The following is a 26204-nucleotide window of genomic DNA, read 5'->3' on the forward strand; positions in this document are numbered from 1 at the left end:
GGACGCCAGGCTGCTGCCATGACCAGCATCGACGTCCAGGACCTCACCAAGGAGTACGGCACCCGGCGGGCCGTCGACCATCTGACCTTCCGTGTCCTTCCGGGCCGTGTCACGGGGTTCCTCGGCCCCAACGGCGCCGGCAAGTCCACCACGATGCGCCTGGTGCTCGGCCTCGACCACCCCACCTCCGGCACCGCCACCCTCGGCGGCAGCGCCTACGCCACCCTCGAGCGCCCCCTGCACCGGGTCGGCGCCCTGCTCGACGCAAACGCCGCCCACGGATCCCGCTCCGGCCGCGACCATCTGCGCGTCCTGGCGGCGAGCCACCGGATCGCGGACAGCCGGGTCGACGCGGTGCTCGAGGAGACCGGCCTGGGACCGGTGGCCCGCCACCGGGTGCGGACGTACTCCCTGGGCATGCGCCAGCGGCTGGGCATCGCCGCCGCGCTGCTCGGCGACCCGGAGGTCATCATGCTCGACGAGCCCTCCAACGGCCTCGACCCGGAGGGCATCGTGTGGATCCGCACCCTGCTGCGCCGGCTCGCGGACGAGGGGAGGACGGTCCTGGTCTCCAGCCATCTCATGAACGAGACCGCCTCCTTCGCCGACCACCTCGTCGTCCTCGGCCGGGGCCGGCTCCTGGCCGACACCCCGATGCGTGCCTTCATCGACGCGCGCGTGCGCCCCGCCGTCCGTGTCCGCACATCCGAACCCGCCGTCCTCCGCCGCGTCCTCGCGGGGCACGGTCACGAGCCCGTGGAACACCCGGACGGCCACTGGACCGTGCCGGACGCGCGCGTGGACGACATCGGACGCCTCGCCTCGGCCGCCGGAGTACCGATCCTCGAACTCGCGGCCGACGAGGGCACGCTGGAACAGGCCTACCTGGACCTGACCGCCGCCGAGACCGAGTTCGCCGCACAGCCCCAGGAGGCCTGACCCATGCCGTTCGCACCCGTGCTCAACTCCGAGTGGCTCAAGATCCGTACCGTCCGTTCACTCCCGGGAGCCCTGCTGGCGCTGTTCGCCGCGACCACGGCGTTCTCCGCCATCGCCGGGGTCTCGGACACGTCGGATCCCGAGTTCGACCCGCTGTTCATGGCACTGTCGGGCGTCGCCCCGGGGCAGATCGCCGCCATCTCCTTCGGCGCGATGGCCGTGTCGGCCGAGTACCACAACGGCGCCTTGCGGATCTCGCTGTCCGCGGTCCCGCAGCGGGGACGCTGGTTCGCCGCCAAGGCCACGGCCATCGCCGTTCCCGTGCTGGCCGTGAGCCTGTTGACCGCCCTCGCCGCCCTCCTCGTGGCGCGGGCGGGTCTCGGCCCGGAGGCGAGCGGTCTCACCTTGGCCGAGCAGGTCCGGGGCGTCGTGGGCTGTGCCGTGTACCTGACGCTGATGGCCCTGTTCGCCGCGGGCCTGGCGACCGTGCTGCGCAGCGGAGTGGCCACGCTGTCCGTGCTGATCCCCTTCATCCTGGTCGTGTCCTTCGTCATCGGCGACGCGGCCGGCACGGTCGTCGACTTCCTGCCCGACCGCGCCGGACAGATCGCTCTGTACGAGACCTACGACGGAACCCTCGGCCCCTGGTCGGGACTTGCGGTGACCGCGCTCTGGACGGCGGCCGCCCTCCTGGCCGGTGCCCGGAGCCTCGCCCGCCGGGACGCCTGACCGGTACTCGGCTGACGCCCCGCCAACTGTCAGTGGCGGCGGGTTTACTGGTCCCATGGACATCGCACAGCACATCGCCCTGATCGACGAGCTGTGCTTCCGCCCCTTCCCGGCGGAGCACGGCCCGTCGGACATCGGCTTCGGCGGACCGGGCCACCATGTCGCGGTGCTGCGGACCGGCGACGGCCCGGGCGGGGATCCCGCTCAGTGGGCGGTGACGGCGGACCAGTTCGAGAAGGACCGCGACGCCGTGTACGAGGTACTGGCGTCGCGCTGGGGGGACACCGACCCCTGGAACCTGCAGACGGTCCTGCTGCGCACGGAGCGGGAGGAGATACCCGAGCCGTGGCGGTGGCTCTGCTTCCGGGCGGACGTGGCCTGGCTGTGGGAGGTGCGGGGCACCGGCCGCTGGGTCGCCGTGGCGGTCGCGGACCGGGACGCGGCCGACGCGATCCGGCTGCTGGCGGTGGTCACGGAGACCGCGCCCCCCTGAGCCCTGGCCGTCACCGGTCCGCCGCGGCCTCCCGCAGCCGTCCGAACTCCTCCGCCAGCGCGGCCGGCGTCCAGTGCGCGTTCAGCCCGCTCGGGTTGGGCAGCACCCACACCCGGGTCCCGCCGATGGTCCGCACCTGCGGGCCCACCCGGGCCCGGGGATCCTCGAACGCCGCGCGGTAGGCGGTGACGCCCAGCACGGCCAGCCACCGCGGCCGCAGCCGGGACACCTTCGCGGCGAGCAGCCGCCCGCCCTCCCGGTACTCCTCGGCGCTCAGCTCGTCGGCCCGCGCGGTCGCCCGCGCCACCACATTGGTGATGCCGAGCCCGTACGACAGCAGCTCCCCCTGATCCTCCGGCGGCAGCAGCCTCGGAGTGAAGCCCGAGCGGTGCAGCGCGGGCCAGAAGCGGTTCCCGGGGCGGGCGAAGTGATGGCCGGTCGCCGCCGTCATCAGACCCGGGTTGATGCCGCAGAACAGCACCCGCAGGCCGTCCGCGGCCACGTCCGGCACCAGCCGGTCGCGGGCGGCCTGCAACTCCTCCTGGGTGAAGCGCGTCAGAGGATCGCCCCGGGGGTGTAGCCGGCGGCCTCCGGGTGCCGCTTCACCAGCTCGTCGACACGGCCCACCACGGCCGTCACCTGGTCGCCCGCGGCCCCCGTGAAGGACAGCTTGTCCGCCATCAGCGCGTGCAGTTCGTCCCGGCCGAGCGGCAGCCGCTCGTCGGCGGCGAGCTTGTCGAGGAGGTCGTTGCGCTCGGCGCCCTGCTCGCGCATCGCGAGAGCCGTGGCGACCGCGTTCTCCTTGATCGCCTCGTGCGCGATCTCGCGGCCCACGCCCGCGCGCACCGCGCCCATCAGCACCTTGGTGGTGGCGAGGAACGGCAGGTAGCGGTCCAGCTCCCGGGCGACGACCGCCGGGAAGGCCCCGAACTCGTCGAGCACCGTCAGGAACGTCTCCAGCAGGCCGTCGAGCGCGAAGAACGCGTCGGGCAGCGCGACCCGGCGCACCACCGAGCAGGACACGTCGCCCTCGTTCCACTGGTCGCCGGCCAACTCGCCGGTCATCGAGGCGTAGCCGCGCAGGATCACCATCAGGCCGTTGACGCGCTCGCAGGAGCGGGTGTTCATCTTGTGCGGCATCGCGGAGGAACCGACCTGGCCCGGCTTGAAGCCCTCGGTGACCAGCTCGTGCCCGGCCATCAGCCGGATCGTCTTCGCCAGCGAGGACGGCGCGGCGGCCAGCTGCACCAGCGCCGTGACGACCTCGTAGTCGAGGGAACGCGGGTACACCTGGCCGACCGAAGTGAAGGCCTCGGAGAAGCCCAGGTGACCGGCGATGCGCCGCTCCAGTTCCGCCAGCCGCTCCGTGTCCCCGCCGAGCAGGTCCAGCATGTCCTGCGCCGTACCGACCGGGCCCTTGATGCCACGCAGCGGGTAGCGCCCCAGCAGCTCCTCCACCCGGCCGTACGCGACGAGCAGCTCGTCGGCGGCCGTCGCGAAACGCTTGCCCAGGGTGGTGGCCTGCGCGGCCACGTTGTGCGAGCGCCCGGCCATCACCAGCTCGCCGTACTCACCGGCCAGCCTGCCCAGGCGCGCCAGCACGGCCACCGCGCGGTCGCGCATCAGCTCCAGGGAGAGCCGGATCTGCAGCTGCTCGACGTTCTCGGTGAGGTCGCGGGAGGTCATGCCCTTGTGCACGTGCTCGTGCCCGGCGAGGCCGTTGAACTCCTCGATCCGGGCCTTCACGTCATGGCGGGTGACCTTCTCGCGCTCGGCGATCGAGGCCAGGTCGACCTGGTCGAGGACACGCTCGTAGTCGGCGATCGCCGCGTCGGGCACCTCGATCCCGAGGTCCTTCTGGGTCCGCAGCACGGCGAGCCAGAGCTGCCGCTCCAGCCTCACCTTCTGCTCGGGGGACCAGAGCGTGGCGAGCTCGGCGGAGGCGTAGCGTCCGGCGAGGACGTTCGGGATACGGGGCTTGGCGGGCGCAGCTGTCACGTACACGGAGTCTACTGGCGATTCCTGCAGGCCGGCGCCACGGGGTGACCTGGAGGAACCTACAGCGGACAGCGGACCGCTACAGCCCCTCGTACGGCAGCAGCTCGGGCCGCTTGGGGGGCAGGCCGTCGCCCGAGGAGCGGCCGGTGAGGCGGCGGCCGATCCACGGCAGGAGGTGCTGCCGGGCGAACCGGACGTCGGCGGCCCGCCGCGCCGCCCAGCGCGGCGGAAGCGTCGCCTCCGGTGGCAGCCGCCACTCGGGATCCTCGGCGGGGTAGCCGAGCGTCTGCCAGACCGCCTCCGCCACCCTGCGATGCCCGTCCGCCGTGAGATGCAGCCGGTCCGCGTCCCACAGCCGGGGATCGCCGAGCGCGGGCGCCCCGTACAGGTCGACGACCAGCGCCCCGTGCCGCCCGGCGAGCTCGTCGACACAGGCGAAGAGCGCCTCCATGCGCGGCCGGAAACGCTCCAGGACCGGCCCCTGACGGCCGGGGCTGCGCATCAGCACCAGCTGCTTGCAGTGCGGGGCCAGCCGCTCCACGGCCTCGGTGAGCAGATCCCGAACCTGCCCCATGTCGCACTTGGGCCGCAGGGCGTCGTTCAGCCCGCCGACGAGGGTCACCACGTCGGCGCGCATCGCCGCGGCCGTCTCGACCTGCTCGTCGACGATCTGCCGGATCAGCTTGCCGCGCACCGCCAGGTTGGCGTACCGGAAGCCGGGGGAGACGGCCGCCATCCGTCCGGCGAGGAGGTCGGCCCAGCCGCGGTAGGTGCCGTCGGGCAGCCGGTCCGACATGCCCTCGGTGAAGGAGTCGCCCAGGGCGACGAGGCTGCTGTGGTGGGGGTTCGTCTGCATGGCGCCACAGATGGTATCCCCTGGCACATACCCGTCGGTCGGTCGCCCTCAGCCGCGCTCGGCACGCTGCCCGAACAGTTCCTGCAGGACGTCCTCCATCGTCACCAGCCCGGCCAGCCGGCCGTCGGCCCCGAGCACGGCCGCCAGATGCGTACGGCTGCCCCGCATGGCGGTGAGGACGTCGTCCATCGGCGTGTTCTCCCGCACCCGCGCGATGGGCCGTATCTCCGCGGTCCGGAACGGCCGGTCGCGCGGTGACGCGTCCAGGGCGTCCTTCACATGCAGATAGCCCACGATCCGGCGCTGCTCGTCCACCACCGGGAACCGGGAGAACCCGGACTCCGCCGACAGCCGCTCCAGACCCTCCGGGGTGATGCCGACGCGCGCGTAGACCACCCGCTCCAGCGGCAGCACCACGTCCCGCACTGGCCGCCGGCCCAGCTCCAGCGCGTCGTTCAGCCGCTCCCGCGCACGCTCGTCGATCAGGCCGGCCTCACCGGAGTCCTTCACGATCTGGGCCAGTTCGGCGTCCGAGTACGAGGCGACGACCTCGTTGCGGGTCTCCACCCGCAGCAGCTTCAGCAGCGCGTTGGCGAAGGCGTTGACCGTGAAGATCACCGGGCGCAGCGCGCGGGAGAGCGCCACCAGGGGCGGGCCCAGCGTCAGGGCGCTGCGCACCGGCTCGGCGAGGGCGACGTTCTTCGGCACCATCTCGCCGAGCAGCATGTGCAGATACGTCGCCAGGGTCAGCGCGATCACGAAGGACACGGCGTGCCCCGCCCCGGACGGAACGCCCATGGCGTGGAACACCGGCTCCAGCAGATGGGCGATCGCCGGCTCGGCGACGACACCGAGGATCAGCGTGCACAGCGTGATGCCGAGCTGCGCCGCCGCCATCAGCGCCGACACGTGCTCCAGGCCCCACAGCACACGCCGGGCCCGGCGGTCGCCCCGGTCGGCGTACGGCTCGATCTGGCTGCGGCGGACCGAGATCAGGGCGAACTCGGCGCCCACGAAGAAGGCGTTGACGACCAGGGTCGCCAGACCGATCAGCAGTTGTACGACGGTCATCGCCACGTCCCCTCGTCGTCCGTGGGCCCCGCAGGCAGCCCTTTCTCCACGGACGGATCCACCAGCGGCGCGTGCAGCAGGACGCGCGCCGCGCGGTGGCCGGTGGCGTCCACCACGTCCAGCCGCCAGCCCGCGACCTCGAGGGTGTCTCCGGTGTCCGGGATCCGGCCCAGCGAGGAGGCCACGAGCCCCGCGAGGGTCTCGTACGGCCCCTCCGGCACCCGCATCCCGACCCGGGCGAGCCGGTCCACGCGGACGGAGCCGTCGGCCGAGTACAGCGTCCGGCCCTCCTCGTCGACGCCGGCCCGGTCCAGGTCGGGGGTCTCGTGCGGGTCGTGCTCGTCGCGGACCTCGCCGACCACCTCCTCGACGATGTCCTCCAGGGTGGCCACCCCCGCCGTGCCGCCGTACTCGTCGATCACCACGGCCATGGTGCGCCGGCCGGAGAGCCGGTCGAGGAGCCGGTCGACGGTGAGCGATCCGGGCACCAGCAGCGGTTCGCGCATCAGCTCCGCCACGGGCACCCGCGCGCGGCGCTCCGCGGGCAGCGCCAGGACGTCCTTGATGTGCGCCGTGCCGACCACGGCGTCGAGGGTCCCTCGGTACACGGGGAACCGGGACAGCCCGGTCGCCCGGGTCACGTTGGCGACGTCCTCGCACGTCGCCTGCGCGTCCAGGGCGATGACCTGGACGCGCGGGGTCATCACGTTCTCCGCGGTGAGGTCGGCGAGGTTCAGCGTGCGCACGAACAGCTCGGCGGTGTCCGGCTCCAGCGCGCCCTCCTTGGCGGAGTGCCGCGCGAGTGCCGCCAGCTCCTGCGGCCCCCGCGCGGACTCCAGCTCCTCGGCGGGCTCCAGGCCGATGCGGCGCACCATGCGGTTGGCCGAGTTGTTCAGATGGGTGATGAACGGGCGGAAGGCGGCGCTGAACCAGCGTTGCGCGTTGCCCACCCGCTTGGCCACGGCCAGCGGCGAGGAGATCGCCCAGTTCTTGGGCACCAGCTCGCCCACCACCATCAGGAACACCGTCGACAGGCCCGTACCGATCACCAGCGCCAGGGAGCGCGCCATCGCGTGGGAGGCGCCGAGATCCCGCAGCGGGCCGGAGATCAGCGCGGCGATCGACGGCTCGGCCAGCATGCCGACCACCAGGTTGGTCACCGTGATGCCGAGCTGCGCGCCGGACAGCTGGAACGTCAGGTTCCGAACGGCCTTGAGCGCGCCCGCCGCGCCCCGCTCGCCGCGCTCGGCCGCCCGCTCCAGCTCTCCCCGCTCGACCGTGGTGAGCGAGAACTCGGCGGCGACGAACGCGCCGCAGGCGAGCGAGAGCAGGATCGCGGCCAGCAGGAGGAGCACTTCGGTCATCGGGTCACCTCTGTCCCATCGTCGGACAGGACGGTGACGGACGCGCGGTGCCGTGCGCAAAGCATGGCACCGCGGCCGCGCCGGACTCAGCCGGTGAGCGGCTTCACCCAGCGCCGCCAGTGTTCCTCCGGCCCGTACCCCGCGGCGCTCCACGCGTGGTGCGCGGTCTCGTTGCGCAGCAGCACCATCGCGTCCGCGCGGCGCCCGCCCAGGCGCACGAACCGTTCCTCGGCGGCGGCCAGCAGTGCCGTGCCGATGCCCTGGCGACGCCGGTCCGGGTGCACGGCCAGCCGGTACAGATGGCACCGCCAGCCGTCGAAGCCCGCGATCACCGTGCCGACGAGCTCACCGTCGGCCTCCGCGAGGATCAGGGCCTCGGGATCGCGGGCGACCAGCCGCTCCACTCCGGCGCGGTCGTCACTGATGCTCGTGCCTTCGGCGGCCGTCTTCCAGAAGGCCAGCACGGTGTCGAGATCCTCGGGCGCGGCGGCCCGTACGCGTGGTTCGCTCATGCGCCGATCCCAGCACGCAGCACGGTCCACGACACGCAATTCCACGATCCGGACGGCCCCCGCGCGGGGCTCACTCGTGCGCGATGGCCTCCAGCACGTTCATCCGCGAGGCCCGCAGCGCAGGCAGCAGGGCCGCCGCGATGCCCACCACGGCCGCCCCGACGACGACCGCCACGACCGTCCCCCAGGGGATCGCGAGGGCGGTCATGCCCTGGAGGGCCAGCACCTGCTGGATGCACAGGCCCCACACCAGCCCCAGGCCGATCCCCAGCATCGCGCCGAAGACCGCGATCACCACCGACTCCAGCCGGATCATCCGCCGCAGCTGCCGCCGGGACAGGCCGATCGCCCGCAGCAGACCGATCTCGCGCGTGCGCTCCACCACCGACAGCGCCAGGGTGTTCACCACGCCCAGCACCGCGATGATGATCGCCAGCCCCAGCAGGGCGTAGACGAGATACAGCAGCACCGCGATCTGGTCGTGCACCAGCTCCTTGTAGTCGGCCTGGTCACGCGCCTGCACCTGCGGATACGGCTCGAGTGAGGTCTCCAGCCGCTCGCGCAGCTCGTCCACGCCCGTCCCGTCGGCCGCGTTGACGTACAGCGCGGAGTCCTGCCCGCCCGGCACGTACTCCTCGACCGTCGCGATGCCGAAGACAAGTCCGCCCTGCATGCCGAAGCCGTCGCCGCCCTCGACGTCCGTGAGGGCGGCCACCGTCAGCTCGGTGCTCCTGCCGCCGGGGAACTCGACCGGGACCGTGCTGCCCATGCGGACGCCGTGGTCCTCGGCGAAACCGGCGTCCATGGCGATGTTGCCGTCCGCCAGCGCGGCCGCCGTGTCGCCGGCCGTGTACGTCACCCGCGCGACGTCGTCCACCCGGTCGTCGTACCCGGCCGCCGTGGTCTCGATCCGCTCGCCGTCCGGCAGCCGTACCGCCACCGGCGCGAACCGCTGGCGCACGACCAGGCCCACGCCGTCGGTGTCCCGCACCCGGTCGGTGATCTCCTGGGAGAACGGCAGGAAGTTGGCGTTCTGGATCACGAAGTCGGCGCCCAGAGTCTTGTCGATCTGCTCGTCGAAGGACCGCGACATCGAGGCGCTGGCCACCGACATCCCGCCGACCAGGGCGAGGCCGACCATCAGCGCGGCGGCCGTGGCGCCGGTGCGGCGCGGATTGCGCAGGGCGTTGCGCTGGCTCATCCGGCCGACGGAACCGAACAGCGCCGGGAACGCCGCGCCCAGCACCCGGATCACCGGCCGCACAAGTAGCGGCCCCGCGATGACGGTCGCGATCAGGGTGAGGACGATGCCGAGCCCCAGCAGCGAGGCGGCGGTGGCCGTGTCGCCGGACAGCACACAGCCCGCCAGCGCGGCGGCGCCCAGCGCTCCCACCACGGAGCCCGTCACCGCCCGCGCCCGCAGCGGCCGCCCCACACCGGCGATCTCCGCGTCGGCCAGTGCGGCCATCGGCGACACCCCCGCCGCGCGGCGGGCGGGGAGATACGCGGCGACGAAGGTGACGCCCACGCCGACGGCGTACGACGTGACCGGCGTGGCCCAGCCGACCACCATCTCGGTGGTCTTGAGGTTCATGCCGAACGTGCTCATGAGCCGGATGAGGCCGTAGGCCAGACCGATGCCGGCCGCCAGTCCCAGTGTCGAGCCGACCAGACCGAGCAGCACCGCCTCGATGAGCACCGACCGGCGGACCTGTCTGCGGTCGGCGCCCAGGGCCCGGAGCAGGCCGAGTTCGCGGGTGCGCTGGGCGATCAGCATCGAGAAGGTGTTGACGATCAGGAACACGCCGACCAGAACAGCGATCCCGGCGAATCCGAGCATCACATACTTGATCACGTCGAGGAAGCCGCCGAGCTCGTCGGCGGCCGTCCGCGCCGTCTCGTCGGCCGTCCGCACCTCGTAGGCGCCCGCGCCCAGTTCGGCGGTGACCCGCTGCTTCAGCTGCTCGTCGGAGACGCCCGGCGCGGCGGTGATCGAGACGGTGGTCGCCCGGTCCGCGGAGCCCAGCAGCTCGGTGGCGGCGACGGCCGGGTCGAGGAAGACGAGCGCCGCACCGGGGTTGGTCGTCCGGAACGTGGCGATGCCGACGACCTCCACCCGGAAGGTGCCGGGCTGGGCCTGCACCGACAGGGTGTCGCCGATCTTCACACCCTTGACGTCGGCGGTGTCCGCGTCCAGCACCGCCTCGCCGCCACCGCGCGGGGCGCGGCCCGAGGTCAGCTCGACGACACTGCGCTCGGTGACGTGCCAGTCCACGGCCAGGGTGGGGGCGCCGGTCGTCGGCCCCACCGACTCGTTGTCGCTGTCGGTGACCGTGATGTTGTCGGCCTCGACGTCGGGGTGCGCGGACTCGACGCCCTCGACCCCGGCCAGCTGCTCGGCGAGCGAGGCGGGGACCGTCGCGACGGCGCCGGTGGGCACCGAGGACTCCAGGTCCTCCCGGGGTGCCACGGTCACATCTGCGGACGTGGAGGCGAACAGCCGGTCGAAGGTGCGGGAGACCGTGTCGGAGAAGATCAGGCTGCCCGCGACGAACGCCACGGACAGCACGACGGCCAGCGCGGACAGCAGCAGCCGCCCCTTGTGCGCGAGGAAGCTCCTGAGCGTCGTCCTCAGCACGGCGTCAGCCCTCGCCGGACGTGGTCGGGTCCCCGTCGCCCTCGCCGGCCCCGCTGCCCCCGCCGCCGTCGTCCGACGGTGCGCGGATCACGTCGAAGCGTTTCATCCGCTCCAGCACCGACTCTGCCGTCGGCCGGCGCATCTCGTCCACGATCCGGCCGTCCGCGAGGAAGAGCACCAGGTCGGAGTGGGCGGCGGCGCCCGGGTCGTGCGTGACCATCACGACGGTCTGTCCGAGCGCGTCCACGGCCTCGCGCAGGAAGCCGAGCACTTCCAGCCCTGCGCGGGAGTCGAGATTGCCGGTCGGCTCGTCCGCGAAGATCAGCTCCGGCCGGGAGGCCAGCGCACGCGCGCACGCCACCCGCTGCTGCTGCCCGCCCGACAGCTGGGCCGGGCGGTGCCGCAGCCGGTCGCGCAGGCCCAGCGTGTCGATGACCTGGTCCAGCCACTTCTCGTCCGGCTTCTGGCCCGCGATGTCCATGGGCAGGGTGATGTTCTCCCGCGCGTTGAGGGTCGGGATGAGGTTGAACGACTGGAACATGAACCCGATCCGGTCCCGCCGCAGCCGGGTCAGCTCGCGGTCCTTCAGCCCCGTGATCTCGGTGTCCCCCAGCCACACCTGTCCGGCGGACACGGTGTCGAGCCCCGCCAGGCAGTGCATCAGCGTGGACTTCCCCGACCCCGACGGCCCCATGACGGCCGTGAACCGGCCGCGCACGATGTCCACGTCCACCGAGTCGAGGGCGTGTACCGTCGTCTCACCCGAGCCGTACGCCTTGGTCAGGCCGCGGGCGCGGGCCGCGATCCCGTCGGCCCACGCGAGACCGGGGGCGTGCTCCGCAGCAGGTGTCGACAAGGCCGCCTCCTCCGAGTGGACGTCGGGTGGTGCCGGTCGCGCCGAGGGTAGTGTGACCCGTCGCACACCGGTATCCCCCTGGGGTGCGGGACCCTCTCCACCTCAGGTCGGGTCCCGGAAGCCGATGTAAGGGGCATCCTTTTCGCCCGGGTGTCCGTACTTGCCACTGCTAGCGCTCCGGCGCTAGCTTCGGGGTATGGCGAAGACCCAGCTGAACGTTCGCGTGGACGAGGGCACCGCCCGCGCGGCGCGGGAGCGTGCCCTGGCGCGGGGGATGAGCGTGAACCGGTACATCGAGGAACTGGTCCGCCAGGACACCGGCGAGGCGGGCCGCGCCTTCGTGGACGCCGCGGCCGACTTCATGAAGCAGTACGAAAGCGTCTTCGCCGAGGAGTTCGAGGCGGGATCCCCTGCCCGGACGACGCCGCGCGACGGCCGCCGCTGAGCCGTTGGACAACCTGCGCATCGACCTCGCGTGGCTGCTCATGCTCGCCGAGCAGCGGACCCCCGGAGACCCACGGGTCACCGACTGGGGTGCCCTCGTCGCCGCCGTCGCACGCCACGAGGCCGAGATATTCGACGTCCCCGTCTACGACAGCGCGCACACCCGCGCGGCCGCGCTCCTCCAGCTGCTGATCCACGTCCCCGCGCTGGAGCGCTCCAACGCCCTGTTCGCCTCCGCCGTCGCCTACGCCTACCTCGTCGCCAGCGGGCTGAAGGTCGTCACCTCGCCGGAACAGGTCCGCGATCTGGCCCGCCTGGTCAAGAGCGGCGACGCGACCGTCGACGACATCGCCGCCGAGCTGCGCCGCTGGTGCCAGTGATCAGCGGCCGCCGGCCGCGGCATCGCCCACCGGCCGCCACGCGGTGCCCGTGACACAGTACGAGGCGGGCAGCACCGGCCCCTTCTCCGGGACCATCACCCGTCGGTACGGGCCGAGTTCGAAGCCCGCCTCCCGCATCGCGCCGACCGGGTCCCGGGCCAGATGGCAGCCCCCGGCCAGCGGCGGCCACACCGTGCGGTCCAGCGCGCGCTGGGTGAGGCGCATGGCCCGGCCACCGCCCCGGCCGTGCTCGAAGAACCGCAGCTCGCCGCCCGGCCGCAGCACCCGCCGCGCCTCCGCCAGCGCCCTCGGTACGTCCCGCACACTGCACAGCACCAGCGACAGCACCACCGCGTCGAACGCCTCGCTCTTGACCGGCAGCGCCTCCGCCACCCCCGGCGCGACGTCCACCGGCACCTGGGCACGCAGGGCGGCCTCCACGGCCAGCGCGCGCAGGGCCCGCTCCGGTTCGATGGCGACGACCTCCGAGACGGCGCCCGGGTAGTGCGCGAAGTTCAGCCCGTTGCCCGCGCCGACCTCGAGCACGCGTCCGGACAGCCCGCCGAGCAGCCCGTCCCGCAGCCGCGCGATCCCCGCGCGGGTCTCGGCGGCGACACTGGCCCGGGCGTAGTAGCGGGCGAACACCGGGTGATGCACGGGATCCCGCGCGACCTGCGCGGAGCGTGCGGATCGCAGCGGCATGAGAACCTCCCACAACGGGCCTACGCCGATTCTCCCCCCACCCCCGTCCCCCGACACCCCGCCGTCAAGGCGGCCCCTGAGGGCTGGACGGTGTGCTGTGGGTGTGTCGACACAGCGCCTTGCCGGCCTTGTGCGCCGTCCGCCTCGTGTGGGCACCCCGGGGGCCGGAGTGGCCGCGTGGGCCGGTGTGCGGGTTCGTCGAATCGGGGGGCGGGCGTCGGCGGTCCTGCGGAGTGCGCCGGCGCGGATGCCTCCCGGGGGAGTCTCCCGAGGCCGGAGTGGCCGCCGCGCGGGGCGTGGTGGTGGGGGCGCTGGGCCGAGAAGTGGGTGGTGGCGGTCCGGCGTGCTGGGGTGGGGGCTCTACGGGGCCTTCCGGGGCCGACACGCGCCGTGTGGGGCTTGGTGTGGGGGTTCGCTGGGCCGGAGGGGGTCGGGGCGGCGGTCCCGCGAGGCGTGCACGGGTGACGGCCCTTCGGGGCCGTCCGAGGCTGATATGTGCTGTGTGGGCGTTGGTCGGGTGCACGGGTGCGGGGTGGCGGTCCCGTGGCGTGTTGAGGTGGGGGCCCTTCGGGGCCTTCCGGGGCCGGTATGCGCTGTGGGGGGCGCTGGGAGCGAGGGGCGGGTGGCGGCGGTCCCGGTGTGGTGGGTGGACGGTCGACGGCGGACGGGAGGCGTCGGGGCGCAGGCCCCCGGCCGGTGTTCCCGGGCGTCAGGCGGTCTCGCGGGTCAGGAAGGCCTCCGTGTCCCACGTGCCCTCCAGGCGGGGCGCCAGCCAGTGCGGTGCCGACGCGCGGAAGCCGGCCGGGGCGAGGGTGCCCGCGCCCGCCGGTACGGCACCCAGCAGCGGGGCACCGGTCACGTCCGGCAGGTCCACCAGATTGCAGCGCGCCGCCAGATCGGGCTCGTCGGGCCAGCTGCCGATCACCACGCCCGCCACGTCGAGACCGCGCCCGCGCAGCTCCCGTGCCGTCAGCTCCGTCGCGTTCAGGGTGCCGAGCCCCGCCGGGGCCACCACCAGCACCGGCGCCGACAACAGCGCCGCCGCGTCCGCCAGCGTCCCGCCCGCCGCGTCGAACCGTACGAGCAGTCCGCCCGCGCCTTCGACCAGCACCAGATCGTGCTCGGTGGCCAGTTTGGCGGCCCGTTCCGCCACCTGGTGCGGATGTACGGGGGCCCGTCCGGCCCTGCGGGCGGCGGTGGCCGGGGCCAGCGGGTCCGGGAAGCGCGCGAGTTCCGCCGTGGTGACCGCGCCGGCGAGACGCGCGACCTCCTCGGCGTCCCCGGGCTCGTCCGGCCGCACACCCGTCTGCGCCGCCTTGAGCACGGCGACCGAGCGGCCGGCCGCCAGCGCCGTCGCGGCGACCGCGGCCGTCACCACCGTCTTGCCGACCTCGGTGCCCGTGCCCGTGACCACCATCACCGGCATGTCATCCCTCCTCCGCCGCCGCGCACACCGCGCGGGCGATGCGCGCCACGTCCGCGTCGTCCGTGACATACGGCGGCATGGTGTAGATCAGGTCGCGGAACGGCCGCAGCCACACCCCTTCGCGCACCGCCGCCCGGGTGGCCGCCTCCATGTCGACGGCGTGGTCGAGCTGGACGACCCCGATGGCGCCGAGCACCCGGACGTCCCGCACCCCGGGCAGCCCGGCCGCCGGTTCCAGCCCTGCCCGCAGGCCCGTCCCGATCCGCTCGACCTCCGCGAGCCAGTCCTGCCCCAGCAGCAGCCCGATGGAGGCGCAGGCCACGGACGCCGCCAGCGGGTTGGCCATGAAGGTCGGGCCGTGGGCCAGCACCGGCACCTCGCCGCGCGAGATGCCCTCGGCCACCCGCGCGGTGCACAGGGTGGCCGCCATGGTCAGATAACCGCCGGTCAGCGCCTTGCCCACGCACATCACATCGGGCGAGACCGCCGCGTGCTCCGCCGCGAACAGTGCCCCCGTGCGCCCGAACCCCGTCGCGATCTCGTCGAACACCAGCAGCACGTCGTGCGCGTCGCACGCCTCGCGCAGCACCCTCAGATACGCGGGGGAATGGAACCGCATCCCGCCCGCGCCCTGCACCACCGGCTCCACGATCACCGCGGCGACGTCCCCCGCGTGGCGTTCGACCGCCGCGCACAGGCGGTCGGCGTAGGACTCCTCGTACCGGTCCGGCGGGGCGTCGGCGAACACCTGGGCCGGCAGCACGCCGGACCACAGCTCGTGCATCCCGCCCTCGGGGTCGCACACCGACATCGGGTGCCAGGTGTCCCCGTGGTAGCCGCCCCGCCACGTGAGCAGCCGCCGCTTCTCCGGCCGGCCCAGCGAACGCCAGTACTGCAGGCACATCTTCACGGCGACCTCGACCGACACCGACCCGGAGTCGGCGAGGAAAACATGCTCCAGACCATCGGGTGACATGTCGACAAGGAGCTTGGCCAGCCGCACGGCGGGCTCGTGCGTGAGCCCGCCGAACATCACATGGCTCATCCGCTCCAGCTGACCCCGCGCGGCCTCGTTGAGCACCGGGTGGTTGTAGCCGTGGATCGCCGACCACCAGGACGACATCCCGTCGACCAGTTCTCCCGAACCGTCGGCGAGCCGCAGCCGCACCCCGCTCGCCGACTCCACGACGAGCGGTTCCCGGCGGCCCGGCATGGGCCCGTACGGATGCCAGACATGACGCCGGTCGAGCTCCAGCAGCTCGGCGACCGACGCGACCGACGCGCCCGACGCGACCGACGCGGCGAGCGCGCCGGACGGCTCAGGCATTGGGGGCGAGATCCGTTCCGGCGCCCCGGCGGCGCACGGCGACCAGATCGCGGCGCGGCTCCTGCCCCGCGCTCCGTCCCGCGCCCGCCTCCGCGCCGGACGAACCGCACACCCCGCCGCCCTCGCGGGACCCGCAGCCGCCGTTCTCGTTGGACCCGCAGCCGCCGCCCGCGCGGTGCTCGGGCAGCGTCACCCGGTCGGTGCCCTCCACCTCGAAGCCCGCGTCCGCGATCATCTCCAGGTCCGCCCTGCCGGCCTGGCCCTCGCTGGTGAGGTAGTCGCCGAGGAAGATCGAGTTGGCCAGGTGCAGCGCGAGCGGCTGCATCGTGCGCAGATGGACCTCACGGCCGCCGGCGATCCGCACCTCGACGTCCGGGCAGACGAACCGCACCATCGCCAGGATCCTCAGGCACCGCTGCGGCGTCAGGTTCCACTCCGTGGAGAGCGGTGTGCCCTCCATCGGGATCAGGAAGTTGACCGGCACCGAGTCCGGGTCCAGTTCGCGCAGCGCGAGGACCACGTCGACCAGGTCCTCGTCGGACTCGCCCATGCCGGCGATCAGCCCGGAGCAGGGCGAGAGACCGGCCGCGTGCGCCTTGCGCACCGTGTCCACCCGGTCGGCGTACGTGTGCGTGGTCGTGATGTCCCCGTACGTCGCCTCCGACGTGTTGAGGTTGTGGTTGTAGGCGTCGGCACCCGCCTCGCGCAGCCGCTCGGCCTGTCCGTCGGACAGCAGCCCGAGACAGGCGCACACCTCCACGCCCTCGTTCTGCTCCTTGATCGCCTTGATGGTGTCGGAGACCCGGTCCACGTCGCGGTCGGTGGGGCCCCGGCCGCTGGCCACCAGGCACACCCGCTTGGCACCGCCCGCGAGCCCGGCGGCGGCCGCCTCGGACGCCTGGTCCGGCTTGAGCCAGGTGTACTTGAGGATCTCCGCCTTGGAGCCCAGCCGCTGGGAACAGTACGAGCAGTCCTCCGGGCACAGGCCGGACTTGAGGTTGACGAGATAGTTCAGTTTCACCCGCCGGCCGAACCAGTGCCGGCGCACCTTTCCGGCCGCGGCCACCACATCGAGCAGATCGTCGTCGGACGTCGCGAGGACGGCCAGCGCTTCCGCCCGGGTCGGCGTCTCGCGCCGAAGCCCCTTGTCCACCAGCGTGTTCAGCAGGTCCATGAGAGCCGATCCTGTCTTACGCGACCCGCTCGGGCCAAGGAGAGTTCGTACAACAGAGGCGCTCGACGGTGTGGGTATTGCCACACAGTGACCCGTCCGGCCTGCCGCTAGTGTCTGTTCACTGCCTACAAAATCCCCGGAGGAGCCATGGCGTTCGGATGGATCGACGAGCAGGCGGACGGGCGCCGCCGGGCAGGACTCGTCCGCACCCTGCGCCCCCGCCCCGCCGGCACGCCGCTGCTCGACCTGGCGAGCAACGACTACCTCGGGCTGGCCCGGCACCCCGAGGTCACCGAGGCCGCCGCGCGCGCCGCGCGGACCTGGGGCGGCGGGTCGACCGGCTCCCGGCTCGTCACCGGCACCACGGAACTCCACGCGGAACTCGAGGGCGAGCTCGCCCGTTTCTGCGGCACCGAGGCCGCTCTGGTCTTCTCCTCCGGCTACGCGGCCAACCTCGCGGCCGTCACGGCGCTCGCCCCGCACGGCTCCCTCGTGGTCTCCGACGCGGGCAACCACGCCTCCCTGATCGACGGCTGCCGGCTGGCCCGCGGTACGACACAGGTCGTGGCGCACAACGACCCCGACGCCGTGCGCAAAGCGCTGGACGGCCACGACGGGCCGGCCGTGACCGTGTCCGACACGGTCTTCTCGGTGGACGGCGACGCGGCCCCGCTGGCGGGGCTGGCCGAGGCGTGCCGGGAGCACGGAGCGGGCCTGGTCCTCGACGACGCGCATGGCTTCGGCGTGCTCGGCGACGGCGGCCGCGGCGCCCCGTACGCGGCGGGCCTCGCGGGGGCCGAGGACGTGGTGGTGACGGTGACGCTCTCCAAGTCGCTCGGCAGCCAGGGCGGAGCGGTGCTCGGCCCGGCCCGGGTGATCGGGCATCTGGTCAACACGGCGCGGACGTTCATCTTCGACACGGGGCTCGCCCCGGCGGCGGCGGGTGCGGCCCTGGCGGCGCTGCGGCTGCTGCGCCGCGAACCCGCGCGTGCGGCACGGGCCGGCCAGGTGGCACGCGCACTGCACGGCCGGCTGACGGCCGCGGGACTGGACGCGGTGCGTCCGGACGCCGCGGTCGTCTCCGTGCGTGCCCCTTCCCCGGAGCAGGCCGTGCGATGGGCGGCCGACTGCCGGGCGGCCGGCCTGTCCGTGGGCTGTTTCCGTCCTCCTTCCGTGCCCGACGGCATCTCACGGCTCAGACTGACCGCCCGCGCGGACCTGTCCGGGGCAGAGATCGAACGCGCTGTACGGGTGATCGGCGAAACGCGGCCATGAGTCGGCGGGGCACGGCCGTGCGTCGCGCGAGGTGACTGACGGTGTGTCGGACCGGTGGATGTGCGTCCCGGTCAGCGGACCGCGGTCACGAACTCGGTCCAGCTCCCGGGGGAGAAGAGCAGGGCCGGTCCGTCGGGGGCCTTGGAGTCGCGCACGGCGAGCAGTCCGGCCTGCGGGCCGGAGAGCGGCCGGGCCGTCTCCACACAGTTGTTGGCACCCGTGCTGTAGCTGCTGCGCAGCCACCGCACATCCCGCAGTGCGAGGCAGGAAGGGATGGTCCGAGGCGGTACGGGCATCGTGCCTCCTTACGCGCCGGCTGCTGCACCGGCGATGAAATCCAACGAGTCCTCGGGTGAAAGGGCGTGGATCGAAAGGGCGTTGAAGGCCTCCACGTAGGCCCGGAGGTCTTCTTTCCGCTCCAGATAGAGGCTACTCGTCAAGTGGTCGAGAACAACCACATCGAGATCAGAAGCGCGCGAAAACGAAAAGATGACGAAAGGACCGGTGACACCGATGTGCGCGCCGGCGGTGAACGGAAGGACCTGCAACCGCACTTGGGGCAGCCGCGCCGCCTCGACCAGCCGGATCAGCTGCCGGCTCATCACGCCGGGACCCCCGACCTCCCGCCGCAGCACCGCCTCGTCCAGCACCGCGCTCAGCTCCAGCGGCGGCTCGGCACGCAGCACGTCCTGGCGTGCCAGCCGCACCTCCACCAGGGCGTCCAGCCGTTCCTCCGGCACCCCCTCCAGAGCGGCCTCCGTCACGGCCCGCGCGTACTCGGGCGTCTGCAACAGACCCGGGATCACCGTGGTCTCCAGGGTGCGCATCCCGCTGGCCTGCGACTCCAGACTGATGAAGTCCCGGTAGGTGGGCGGCAGTACGCCCCGGTAGGCGTGCCACCAGTGGTGCCGGCCGCCGCCGTCACCGCTGCCCGACAGCACCAGCAGCAACTCCCGCAACTGCGGATCCGCCACGCCGTAGACGTCGAGGAGTAACCGCACATCGGCCGGTTTCACCCCACTGGTGCCGGTCTCGATCCGGCTCACCTTCGACTGGTGCCACCCCGCCAGCCGGGCCGCCTCGCCGCTGGTGAGTCCCGCCGAGGTGCGCAGCGCGCGCAATTCGGCGCCCAGTTTGCGGCGGCGCACCGCGGGACCGTGTTGCATGGGCTTCTCCTTACTCCTTCCGAGCCGCCCGGATACGGTCTCCCGTCGCAGAGTTCACCGCTTTGAGCGACAGATATATGCATATCTTGGTGGATCGCCGCCGTGTGCCGTGCGGTGATGGCACTCTGGCGACGAAGCACCAGTGCGGGACCGTACTCGAACCAGCCGCTCCGTGTCGGACTGCGGTTCCGTGGGAAAGGGACGACGTCGCCATGGCAGACCATCTGGAAGCATCCGTCACTCTGCCGAGCGATCCCGCCTCGGTCTCCGCCGCCCGGACCCATGTGGTGGGCACGCTGGAGGGATGGGGCATGCCGGCGGACACGGAGCTGTCCGACACCGTCCGGCTGATCGTCTCCGAACTCGCCACCAACGCGGTGCAGCACACGTTCGGGCAGTCACCCACGTTCACGGTGGACGTCGCTCTGGTCCGCGATGAACGGGTGCACATCGGGGTGACGGACAGCCACCCCCGGTTCCCCAAACGGCTGCCCGCCGCGGTGCAGCAGGACAACGGCCGCGGGCTCGTGATCATCCGCTGGCTGACCGCGGAATGCGGAGGAAGACTGAGGATTCGCCCCACGCGTGAGGGCGGCAAGACCGTCTCGGTCGAACTGCCGTGGACCTGGACCGTCCAGGCCGCCGAAGCGGTCACGGCGGCGGGACAGCAGGAGCCGTAGGACCCACGCCGGTGTGGGCCGGCGGGGCGGCGGCACGCCTCGGGTGCCGCCGCCCCCGCGGGGGTCAGCTCACCCGGCCGTACGAGACGCTCCGGGTCCAGATCGTCTGCAGCCGCACCACGTCCCCGGTCTTCGGGGCGTGCCAGATCTTGCCGCTCCCGGCGTAGATGCCGACGTGGTACACGTAACCGCCCGAATGGAAGAACACCAGATCCCCGGCCCTGCGGCTGCCGGCCGAGATGTGACGGGTCTTGTTGTACTGCTGGGCAGCGGTGCGGGGCAATTTCTTGCCCGCTTTCTTGAACGAATAGAGCGTCAGTCCCGAGCAGTCGAACCGGTACGGCCCGGCGGCACCCCACTGGTACGGCGAGCCCTTCTTGGAGGCTGCGACGCGCAGTGCCTTGGTCGCCGTGCTCGCGGCAGCCGCCTCCGAGGCGGCTCCGGGGACCACGAGTGAGCTGCCCACGGCAGCCAGGGTGAGAGCCGAGGCCGTGCCGGCCCGGGCCATGAGAGACGGGACACGATTGAGCGCAGTCATGCGCAACCCTTCGTCAGCCGCCTGTGAAGGATGACCTGTCGGATTCGGGCTGGCGAAGTGGCCCGGCCGCACGGATGCGGCTTCACCCCAAGGGCTGCTCGGAACGGACGTTCCGGCGGCCCGTCGTGCTTGGGTCCTCCACTCCTGCCGATCCACTCCTGTCGACCGGTCATCCGGGCGGCGGCAGGACTCGGCGTCCGCCCGGATCGCCCCGCCGCTGCGGCGGGGTCTTGTCGTCAGTCAGGGATCTTGGCTCATGGCGGGAGCGAAAACCCAATGGAACGTGGGGTTTGTGTTGTTACGCGCCACTCACCCGTTCGAGTGGCCCCTGTCGTGTTCGAACCGCCGTCCGGGGCTCGCGCAGCCCCGGACCAGCGATGCGATGCCCCATGTCGCCCCGTGGTCGCCTCCCTCGTGCAACTTGAGAAACCCGAAAACAGGAGGTTCGTCTACGCCGGACGGGGGTACGCCATTTGGTCCGTTTCAACCCCGGGCCGAGCGCACCGGCGCGCGGACCGTCGTCCGGGGAGTCGCGGGGGTCAACTCCCCGGCCCCGGCGGCAGTGTGACCCTGGCCGTACGTCGCTCGCCGTCCAGCACCCGCAGCGCGCGGGCCAGCGTGGCGGAGTGCATCTCGCTCTCGCCGCGCCGGTGCATCAGGGTCAGCGCGTCGCGCAGTGCGACGGCCTTGCCGACCAGCGCCTGGGCGGCGCGCAGGCTCCGGTAGGTGTCGCCGCCCAGGGCGGGGTTGACCCGGCCGAGCAGGTCGACGGCCTCGAGGTACCGGTCGATCAGCTCGGCCTCCGCGCGGGTCAGCGCGGGCAGCGGAGGAAGCTCCGGAGGCAGCATGCGCGCCTCACCTCGCGCCGGTGGCCGGGTGGACACCCCTGCGGTGGGGCACGATCCGGTCCGCCAGGCCGTGGTCGACGGCGCCCTGCGCGTCGAGGACCGTGTCCCGCTCGAGGTCGGTGCGGACCTGCTCCGCCGTGCGGCCCGTGTGCCGCACGAGCATCTCCTCCATGCGGGCCCGGATCCGGGTCAGCTCCTCCGCCTGGATCGCCAGGTCGCTCGTCTGCCCCTCGATCGGCTCCAGGAGGGCGGGCTGGCGCAGCACCAGACGTGAGCCGGGCAGCACGAACCGCTTGCCCGGGGTGCCGGCCGCGACCAGCAGCGCGGCGGCGCCCTCGGCCCGGCCCACGCAGATCGTCTCCACGTCGCAGGTGAGGTAGCGCAGGGTGTCGTGGATGGCCGACATGGCGTGGAAGGAGCCGCCCGGGGAGTTGACGTACAGCGAGACGTCCCGGTCGGGGGCGTGGTGTTCCAGGTACATGAGCTGCGCCATCACGTCGTTCGCGGAGGTCTCGTCGATCTGCGTCCCGAGGAGGACGATCCGCTCCTCGAGCAGCTTCGAGTAGGGATCCGTCGTCCGTTGCCCGGATGCCGTGCGTTCGGTGAATTCGGGCAGGACGTGGCGGGCGGACGGTCGGGTCATGAGGGCCCCTCCTGTCTGGCTGTGTCTGTAAAAAATGTACAGGACGTACGTGACGTTATGATGGGCACATGGCCTACGAGATTCCGGTGACGCAAGCCAGGGCTGAGCTGGCCGACCTGATCAACCGCGTGGTGTACGGCGGTGAGCGTGTCGTCGTGACCCGGCACGGCAAGCCCCTCGTCGCCCTCGTATCCGCCGATGACCTGCGACGACTCGAAGAGCTCGAGGAACACCGAGAGCCCGCGGAGGAGCGCGTGATCAGCACGGTGGCCGGCGTGCGCGAGGTGGCGTCCGCTTCCGGCGAACGCCAACGCTTCGGCATCGCGGCGGAGCACCGAGGAACGGCCACGTCGTAGTCACGCAGGGCACCGACCCCGGGACCGCGCACCTCCGTCCGCTGTGGCGGGGGTGCGCGGTCGTTTGCGCGCCGACCACGGCCCGTCCGCTCCGCAACGGCGTCTGGAAGCCGCGTGGGACTGCCGACAGGGCGGGGCGCGTCCGCCCGCGTGCGGTGGGCTCGCGCCGACCGGCGGCGGGACCGCGCACCCCCGTCCGCCGTGGCGGGGGGCGCGGTCCTTCCGTGACGGTCGCGGTCCAGTCGTCGCGGGCGGACCCTCCGCCGTCGCGGGCGGGTGCCCGGCCGATTGCGGGCCGCACGCCCGCCCGCTCCTCAACGGTCGTCTGGAAGGCGCGTGAGGCTGACGGCCGGGGAAGGTGCGTGGGTGCGTCGGACCGGCGCAGGTCCTCGCACTCTCTCGTTCGCTGCGTGGCCGGTGGTCGTTTCCGCGTGTGCCTTCACGGCGCCGTGGAGGGGGCCGGGAACGGCCGGCTCTCGTGGGAGCGCCGGGCCGGCGGTGGGACCGCGCACCCCCGTCCGCTGCGGCGGGGGTGCGCGGTCGTTCCAGGGGGCGGCTGTCCGCCGGGGCGGGGGTTCAGCCGACGGGGGCCGGTGCGCGGTCGGCGGCGGGTTCCACGGCTCCCGCGCGCTCCTTCGTGGCGCCGAGGAGGACGGCGCCCAGTCCCAGCGCCGCCCACACGCCCAGTACCAGGACCGGGCCGACGGCCGCCGCGCCCTCGAAGAAGGACGCCGAGCGCAGCAGGGACACCCCCGCGCCCTGCGGCAGCCACTGACCGAGGGTCCCGGCCGGCTCGGGCAGCATCTCCGGCGCCGAGGAGGCGCCCGAGAACGGGTTGCCGAGCAGCATGAACACCGCGCCGCCGACGGCGATGCCGGCCCGCCCGAGCAGTGCGGCCAGTCCCGCGACGGCCGAACTGATCGCCAGCGCGGTCAGCGAGAACGTACCGGCCACGGCCCACCAGTTCCCCGGCACGGCCCCCAGCCAGCTCTGGGTCAGCCCCGCCGCCACCGCGCCGACCAAGGCCGCGGACCCGGCCAGCGCGGCCACCGCGCGGCCACCGCGCAGCCCCAGCACGGTCACCGCGGCGCCCGCCCCGATCCCGGCCAGGGCCAGCGGCAGCACGCTGGTGTTGAGGACGGCGCCCCGCGGATCCCGCGCGGCGGCCGGCACCACGTCCTCGGTCACGACCCGGCCCTGTGAGCCCTCCGCCTGCCGCGTCACCGCCTGCTGGAGCAGCTGGGCCACGGCGGGGCTCGCGGCGGACGCGGTCAGCAGTTTCGGGCCCTGCTCGGTGACCACGACCGCCCCGTACACCTCGCGGTCCTCGACGGCGGCGCGTGCGGCGCCCTCGTCGCCGTAGCGGTGGAGGTCGAAGGCGCCCTCCTGCCGGCTCAGCTGCTGCTCGACCGGCGCGGCCGCCGCGGCGGGGCCGGCGACGCCGAGCGGGAGATCGCGCGGTGCCGAACGGGCGGCGGGCCAGGCGAAGGCCCACAGGGCCAGGCCCACCAAGGTGGGGATCAGTACGACCACGGCGAGGACGCGGCGGTGCGGCGGCAGTGACGACGGGGACATGAGGGCGCTCCCACTAAAAAGAAGGATCGTTCGTTTTGGTGTCGTCACCACCGTCCCGCCGTCCCTCCTCCTTGTCAAGAAGGAATGTTCGTTTTAGATTGCCGGACATGGCCCGCGTATCCCAGGAACACCTCGACGCCCGCCGCCGGCAGATCCTCGACGGCGCCGCGTCCTGCTTCGCCCGCAACGGCTTCCACGCCACCTCGATGCAGGACGTGCTCAAGGAGGTGGACCTCTCGGCCGGTGCCGTCTACCGGTACTTCGGCGGGAAGGACGAGCTGATCGCCGCGATCGTGACCGAGGTGCTCGACACGGTGCGCGGGATCCTCGAGCAGGCCGCCGGGGAGAGCCCGCCGCCCACCCCCGACGTGCTCGTCCCGCGCGCCCTGGCCCGCATGCGCGAGCAGCGGCCGGCGACCCTGGACAGCGGGGAATGGATGTTCCCGAGGCTGATGCTCCAGGTGTGGACGGAGACCACGCGCAACCCCGAGCTGGCGGCCGTGATGACCGACGGATACGAGACGGTCCGCACCGCCCTGGGGAAGGTCACCGAGAGCTACCGGACCGCCGGCCTGCTGCCCGCCGACACGGACACCGACGCCATGGCGCGCACCATGATCGCGGTCGTGCAGGGCTTCGCGGCCCAGACCGCCCTGTTCGGCGCGCTGCCCGACCGGACCATGGGCGACGGACTGCGGGCGCTGATGGCCATCACCCCGCCGGGCACGCACGCCTAATGGGGCTCATCGGGTCATGAGTGAGACTCGATGAGTGGCCGCCAGCAGGTGAGCACTTTCGTCGCCGGAGCCGTTCGAGCTCTGGTGTCAGACCGTGCCCCTGCTGGTCGGCCGGGAGGCCGGACTGCTGATGGGATGGCGTGCCCGCCGGGTTGTGGGGCGTGAGCACTGGATCCATTAGGGCGCGAGCTGTGTCTTCCGCGGGCCACACGCGCGGTGTACGTCGAGAGGTTGGAGAAGCGGGTGCTGTTCGTCGGCGACGACTGGGCCGAAGACCATCACGATGTCGAGGTCCAGGACGACTCGGGCCGAAGGCTCTGGGCCGCCCGGCTGCCGGAAGGGGTCGAAGGCGTCGCGAAGCTGCACGCCCTGATCGCCCGGCACGGCGGCGAGGACCTGGAGCCGGGAGGGGTGGTGGTCGGGATCGAGACCGATCGCGGCCCGTGGGTCCAGGCCCTGCTCGCGGCCGGTTACCAGGTCTACGCGGTCAACCCCCGGCAAGCGGCCCGGTTCAAGGAGCGGTACGGCACCTCCGGTGCCAAGAGCGACAAGGGCGACGCACACGCGCTGGCCGACATGGTCCGCATCGACCGTGCCCAGTTGCGGCCGATCGCCGGAGACAGCGAGCAGGCCCAGTCCGTCAAGGTCGTCGCCCGTGCCCACCAGACGCTGATCTGGGAGCGCACCCGCACCTTCCAGCGGCTGCGCAGCACGCTGCGCGAGTACTTCCCCGGCGCGCTCGCCGCCTACGCGGGACTGGAGCTGACCAGCACGGACGCCCTGGAACTGCTGCTCAAGGCACCTACGCCGGAGCAGGCGGCGAAGCTGACGAAGCAACAGATCACCGCGGTCCTCGCCCGGCACCGGCGCCGCAACCGGGAGCAGAGAGCCGCCTCCATCCAGGCCGCCCTGCGCGAGCCGCAACTGAACGTCGCGGCTCCTGTCGCCGATGCCTACGCAGCCGCCGTGACCGCCCACGCCCGGCTGATGATCACTCTGAACGAGCAGATAGACGCCCTGGAGGGGCAGGTGAAGACGCATTTTCTGGCGCACCCGGACGCTGAGATCTACCTGTCGATGCCCGGCATCGGCGAGATCACCGGCGCTCGGGTGCTGGCCGAGTTCGGAGACGACCCAACCCGCTACACGTCCGCGAAGGCCCGCAAGAACTACGCCGGCACCAGCCCCATCACCCGGGCCTCCGGCAAAAGCCACAGCGTCCAGGCCCGCTTCGTCCGCAACAACCGGCTCGCCGACGCTCTCCAGCGACAGGCGTTCTGCGCGCTGCAGAACTCGCCCGGAGCCCGCCGCTACTACGACAAACAGCGCGCCCGCGACTTGGACTACAACCCTGCCCTGCGGCAGCTGGGCAACCGACTCGTCGGCATCCTCCACGGATGCCTCAAGACCCGCACTCACTACAGCGAGGCCACAGCATGGGCCCACCACGCGAACCTCGCCACAACTTGACATCCAG

General features: G+C 72.8%; 28 protein-coding genes and 1 riboswitch. Of the genes, 10 read left to right on the plus strand and 18 right to left on the minus strand.

Annotation, left to right across the window (positions count from 1 at the left end):
* Window positions 1-18 precede the first annotated feature (18 nt).
* From AC5L3C_RS32650 to AC5L3C_RS32660, 3 genes are read left to right on the plus strand one after another with little or no spacing between them, the layout of a single operon-like run.
* Window positions 19-939, plus strand: coding sequence for an ATP-binding cassette domain-containing protein (locus tag AC5L3C_RS32650; protein WP_493652737.1), 921 nt, complete (start codon window positions 19-21; stop codon window positions 937-939).
* A gap of 3 nt (window positions 940-942) precedes the next feature.
* The gene (locus tag AC5L3C_RS32655; protein ID WP_493652739.1) at window positions 943-1668 is read left to right on the plus strand and encodes an ABC transporter permease; all 726 of its coding nucleotides are present in this window, start codon (window positions 943-945) and stop codon (window positions 1666-1668) included.
* A gap of 55 nt (window positions 1669-1723) precedes the next feature.
* Complete coding sequence (locus tag AC5L3C_RS32660; RefSeq protein ID WP_125508581.1) at window positions 1724-2161, plus strand: hypothetical protein; 438 nt, start codon at window positions 1724-1726, stop codon at window positions 2159-2161.
* Between the two features lie 10 nt (window positions 2162-2171).
* Here the strand turns inward: AC5L3C_RS32660 and mug are convergent, their stop codons facing one another.
* From mug to AC5L3C_RS32700, 8 genes are all read right to left on the minus strand, one after another.
* Window positions 2172-2672, minus strand: a complete 501-nt coding sequence (gene mug, locus AC5L3C_RS32665) for a G/U mismatch-specific DNA glycosylase (RefSeq protein ID WP_125510482.1) — start codon at window positions 2670-2672, stop codon at window positions 2172-2174.
* 44 nt (window positions 2673-2716) lie between these two features.
* Window positions 2717-4159 (minus strand): adenylosuccinate lyase, encoded by a 1443-nt coding sequence (gene purB / locus AC5L3C_RS32670; RefSeq protein ID WP_493652740.1) that lies wholly within the window; start codon window positions 4157-4159, stop codon window positions 2717-2719.
* 79 nt (window positions 4160-4238) lie between these two features.
* Window positions 4239-5015, minus strand: a complete 777-nt coding sequence (locus AC5L3C_RS32675) for an SGNH/GDSL hydrolase family protein (RefSeq protein ID WP_493652742.1) — start codon at window positions 5013-5015, stop codon at window positions 4239-4241.
* 48 nt (window positions 5016-5063) lie between these two features.
* Window positions 5064-6086: a hemolysin family protein gene (locus tag AC5L3C_RS32680; RefSeq protein WP_493652744.1), complete on the minus strand. Its 1023-nt coding sequence runs from the start codon at window positions 6084-6086 to the stop codon at window positions 5064-5066.
* Window positions 6083-7450 carry a hemolysin family protein gene (locus tag AC5L3C_RS32685; RefSeq protein ID WP_493652746.1) on the minus strand — a complete coding sequence of 456 codons (1368 nt, stop codon included), beginning with the start codon at window positions 7448-7450 and terminating at the stop codon, window positions 6083-6085. The genes AC5L3C_RS32680 and AC5L3C_RS32685 overlap by 4 nt, the downstream gene beginning before the upstream one ends.
* An 86-nt stretch (window positions 7451-7536) precedes the next feature.
* Window positions 7537-7962 carry a GNAT family N-acetyltransferase gene (locus AC5L3C_RS32690; protein ID WP_493652747.1) on the minus strand — a complete coding sequence of 142 codons (426 nt, stop codon included), beginning with the start codon at window positions 7960-7962 and terminating at the stop codon, window positions 7537-7539.
* A 70-nt stretch (window positions 7963-8032) separates the two neighbouring features.
* Entirely contained in the window at window positions 8033-10600 is a 2568-nt protein-coding gene (locus AC5L3C_RS32695) for an ABC transporter permease (protein ID WP_493652749.1), read from the minus strand.
* 4 nt (window positions 10601-10604) lie between these two features.
* Entirely contained in the window at window positions 10605-11456 is an 852-nt protein-coding gene (locus AC5L3C_RS32700) for an ABC transporter ATP-binding protein (RefSeq protein ID WP_493652751.1), read from the minus strand.
* Window positions 11457-11652: 196 nt separating this feature from the next.
* On the opposite strand from AC5L3C_RS32700, the gene AC5L3C_RS32705 reads away from it, so the two are divergent.
* Together AC5L3C_RS32705 and AC5L3C_RS32710 are read left to right on the plus strand one after the other, a co-directional pair.
* A complete protein-coding gene (locus AC5L3C_RS32705) occupies window positions 11653-11901 on the plus strand; it encodes a toxin-antitoxin system HicB family antitoxin (RefSeq protein WP_125508595.1) in 249 nt (82 codons plus the stop codon).
* A 4-nt stretch (window positions 11902-11905) separates the two neighbouring features.
* Window positions 11906-12280: a fic family toxin-antitoxin system, toxin component gene (locus AC5L3C_RS32710; RefSeq protein ID WP_125508597.1), complete on the plus strand. Its 375-nt coding sequence runs from the start codon at window positions 11906-11908 to the stop codon at window positions 12278-12280.
* Here AC5L3C_RS32710 and AC5L3C_RS32715 read toward each other — a convergent pair whose 3' ends face one another.
* The 4 genes from AC5L3C_RS32715 to bioB form a co-directional block, all read right to left on the minus strand.
* Window positions 12281-12982, minus strand: a complete 702-nt coding sequence (locus AC5L3C_RS32715) for a class I SAM-dependent methyltransferase (protein WP_125508599.1) — start codon at window positions 12980-12982, stop codon at window positions 12281-12283.
* Between the two features lie 709 nt (window positions 12983-13691).
* Entirely contained in the window at window positions 13692-14408 is a 717-nt protein-coding gene (gene bioD / locus AC5L3C_RS32720) for a dethiobiotin synthase (RefSeq protein ID WP_493652754.1), read from the minus strand.
* Between the two features lies 1 nt (window position 14409).
* On the minus strand, window positions 14410-15735 hold the full coding sequence (locus AC5L3C_RS32725; RefSeq protein WP_493652756.1) for an adenosylmethionine--8-amino-7-oxononanoate transaminase: 1326 nt from the start codon (window positions 15733-15735) through the stop codon (window positions 14410-14412).
* The gene (bioB, locus tag AC5L3C_RS32730) at window positions 15728-16909 is read right to left on the minus strand and encodes a biotin synthase BioB (protein WP_493652758.1); all 1182 of its coding nucleotides are present in this window, start codon (window positions 16907-16909) and stop codon (window positions 15728-15730) included. Before bioB ends, AC5L3C_RS32725 begins: the two co-directional genes overlap by 8 nt.
* Before the next feature lie 147 nt (window positions 16910-17056).
* On the opposite strand from bioB, the gene AC5L3C_RS32735 reads away from it, so the two are divergent.
* Window positions 17057-18184, plus strand: coding sequence for an 8-amino-7-oxononanoate synthase (locus AC5L3C_RS32735; protein ID WP_493652760.1), 1128 nt, complete (start codon window positions 17057-17059; stop codon window positions 18182-18184).
* Window positions 18185-18255: 71 nt separating this feature from the next.
* Here the strand turns inward: AC5L3C_RS32735 and AC5L3C_RS32740 are convergent, their stop codons facing one another.
* Both AC5L3C_RS32740 and AC5L3C_RS32745 read right to left on the minus strand, forming a co-directional pair.
* Window positions 18256-18480, minus strand: coding sequence for a DUF397 domain-containing protein (locus AC5L3C_RS32740; RefSeq protein ID WP_125508610.1), 225 nt, complete (start codon window positions 18478-18480; stop codon window positions 18256-18258).
* Window positions 18481-18489: 9 nt separating this feature from the next.
* Window positions 18490-19350, minus strand: coding sequence for a helix-turn-helix domain-containing protein (locus AC5L3C_RS32745; RefSeq protein ID WP_125508612.1), 861 nt, complete (start codon window positions 19348-19350; stop codon window positions 18490-18492).
* 212 nt (window positions 19351-19562) lie between these two features.
* On the opposite strand from AC5L3C_RS32745, the gene AC5L3C_RS32750 reads away from it, so the two are divergent.
* A complete protein-coding gene (locus AC5L3C_RS32750; protein WP_125508614.1) occupies window positions 19563-20030 on the plus strand; it encodes an ATP-binding protein in 468 nt (155 codons plus the stop codon).
* Between the two features lie 64 nt (window positions 20031-20094).
* Here the strand turns inward: AC5L3C_RS32750 and AC5L3C_RS32755 are convergent, their stop codons facing one another.
* From AC5L3C_RS32755 to AC5L3C_RS32765, 3 genes are all read right to left on the minus strand, one after another.
* Window positions 20095-20568, minus strand: coding sequence for a C40 family peptidase (locus AC5L3C_RS32755; protein ID WP_125508617.1), 474 nt, complete (start codon window positions 20566-20568; stop codon window positions 20095-20097).
* Window positions 20569-20571: 3 nt separating this feature from the next.
* Window positions 20572-20761: riboswitch (cyclic di-AMP (ydaO/yuaA leader) on the minus strand.
* A gap of 346 nt (window positions 20762-21107) precedes the next feature.
* The gene (locus AC5L3C_RS32760; protein WP_125508619.1) at window positions 21108-21416 is read right to left on the minus strand and encodes a hypothetical protein; all 309 of its coding nucleotides are present in this window, start codon (window positions 21414-21416) and stop codon (window positions 21108-21110) included.
* A 7-nt stretch (window positions 21417-21423) separates the two neighbouring features.
* On the minus strand, window positions 21424-22059 hold the full coding sequence (locus AC5L3C_RS32765; protein WP_493652761.1) for an ATP-dependent Clp protease proteolytic subunit: 636 nt from the start codon (window positions 22057-22059) through the stop codon (window positions 21424-21426).
* A gap of 68 nt (window positions 22060-22127) precedes the next feature.
* Here AC5L3C_RS32765 and AC5L3C_RS32770 point away from each other — a divergent pair, with 68 nt between their 5' ends.
* Window positions 22128-22415 carry a type II toxin-antitoxin system Phd/YefM family antitoxin gene (locus tag AC5L3C_RS32770; RefSeq protein ID WP_125508623.1) on the plus strand — a complete coding sequence of 96 codons (288 nt, stop codon included), beginning with the start codon at window positions 22128-22130 and terminating at the stop codon, window positions 22413-22415.
* 576 nt (window positions 22416-22991) lie between these two features.
* Here the strand turns inward: AC5L3C_RS32770 and AC5L3C_RS32775 are convergent.
* Window positions 22992-23990 carry an ABC transporter permease gene (locus tag AC5L3C_RS32775; RefSeq protein WP_493652762.1) on the minus strand — a complete coding sequence of 333 codons (999 nt, stop codon included), beginning with the start codon at window positions 23988-23990 and terminating at the stop codon, window positions 22992-22994.
* Between the two features lie 107 nt (window positions 23991-24097).
* Here AC5L3C_RS32775 and AC5L3C_RS32780 point away from each other — a divergent pair, with 107 nt between their 5' ends.
* On the plus strand, window positions 24098-24727 hold the full coding sequence (locus AC5L3C_RS32780; protein WP_493652763.1) for a TetR/AcrR family transcriptional regulator: 630 nt from the start codon (window positions 24098-24100) through the stop codon (window positions 24725-24727).
* Between the two features lie 243 nt (window positions 24728-24970).
* Window positions 24971-26197, plus strand: a complete 1227-nt coding sequence (locus AC5L3C_RS32785) for an IS110 family RNA-guided transposase (protein WP_124288405.1) — start codon at window positions 24971-24973, stop codon at window positions 26195-26197.
* The last annotated feature ends 7 nt before the right edge of the window (window positions 26198-26204 follow it).

The organism is Streptomyces speibonae (assembly GCF_984686075.1).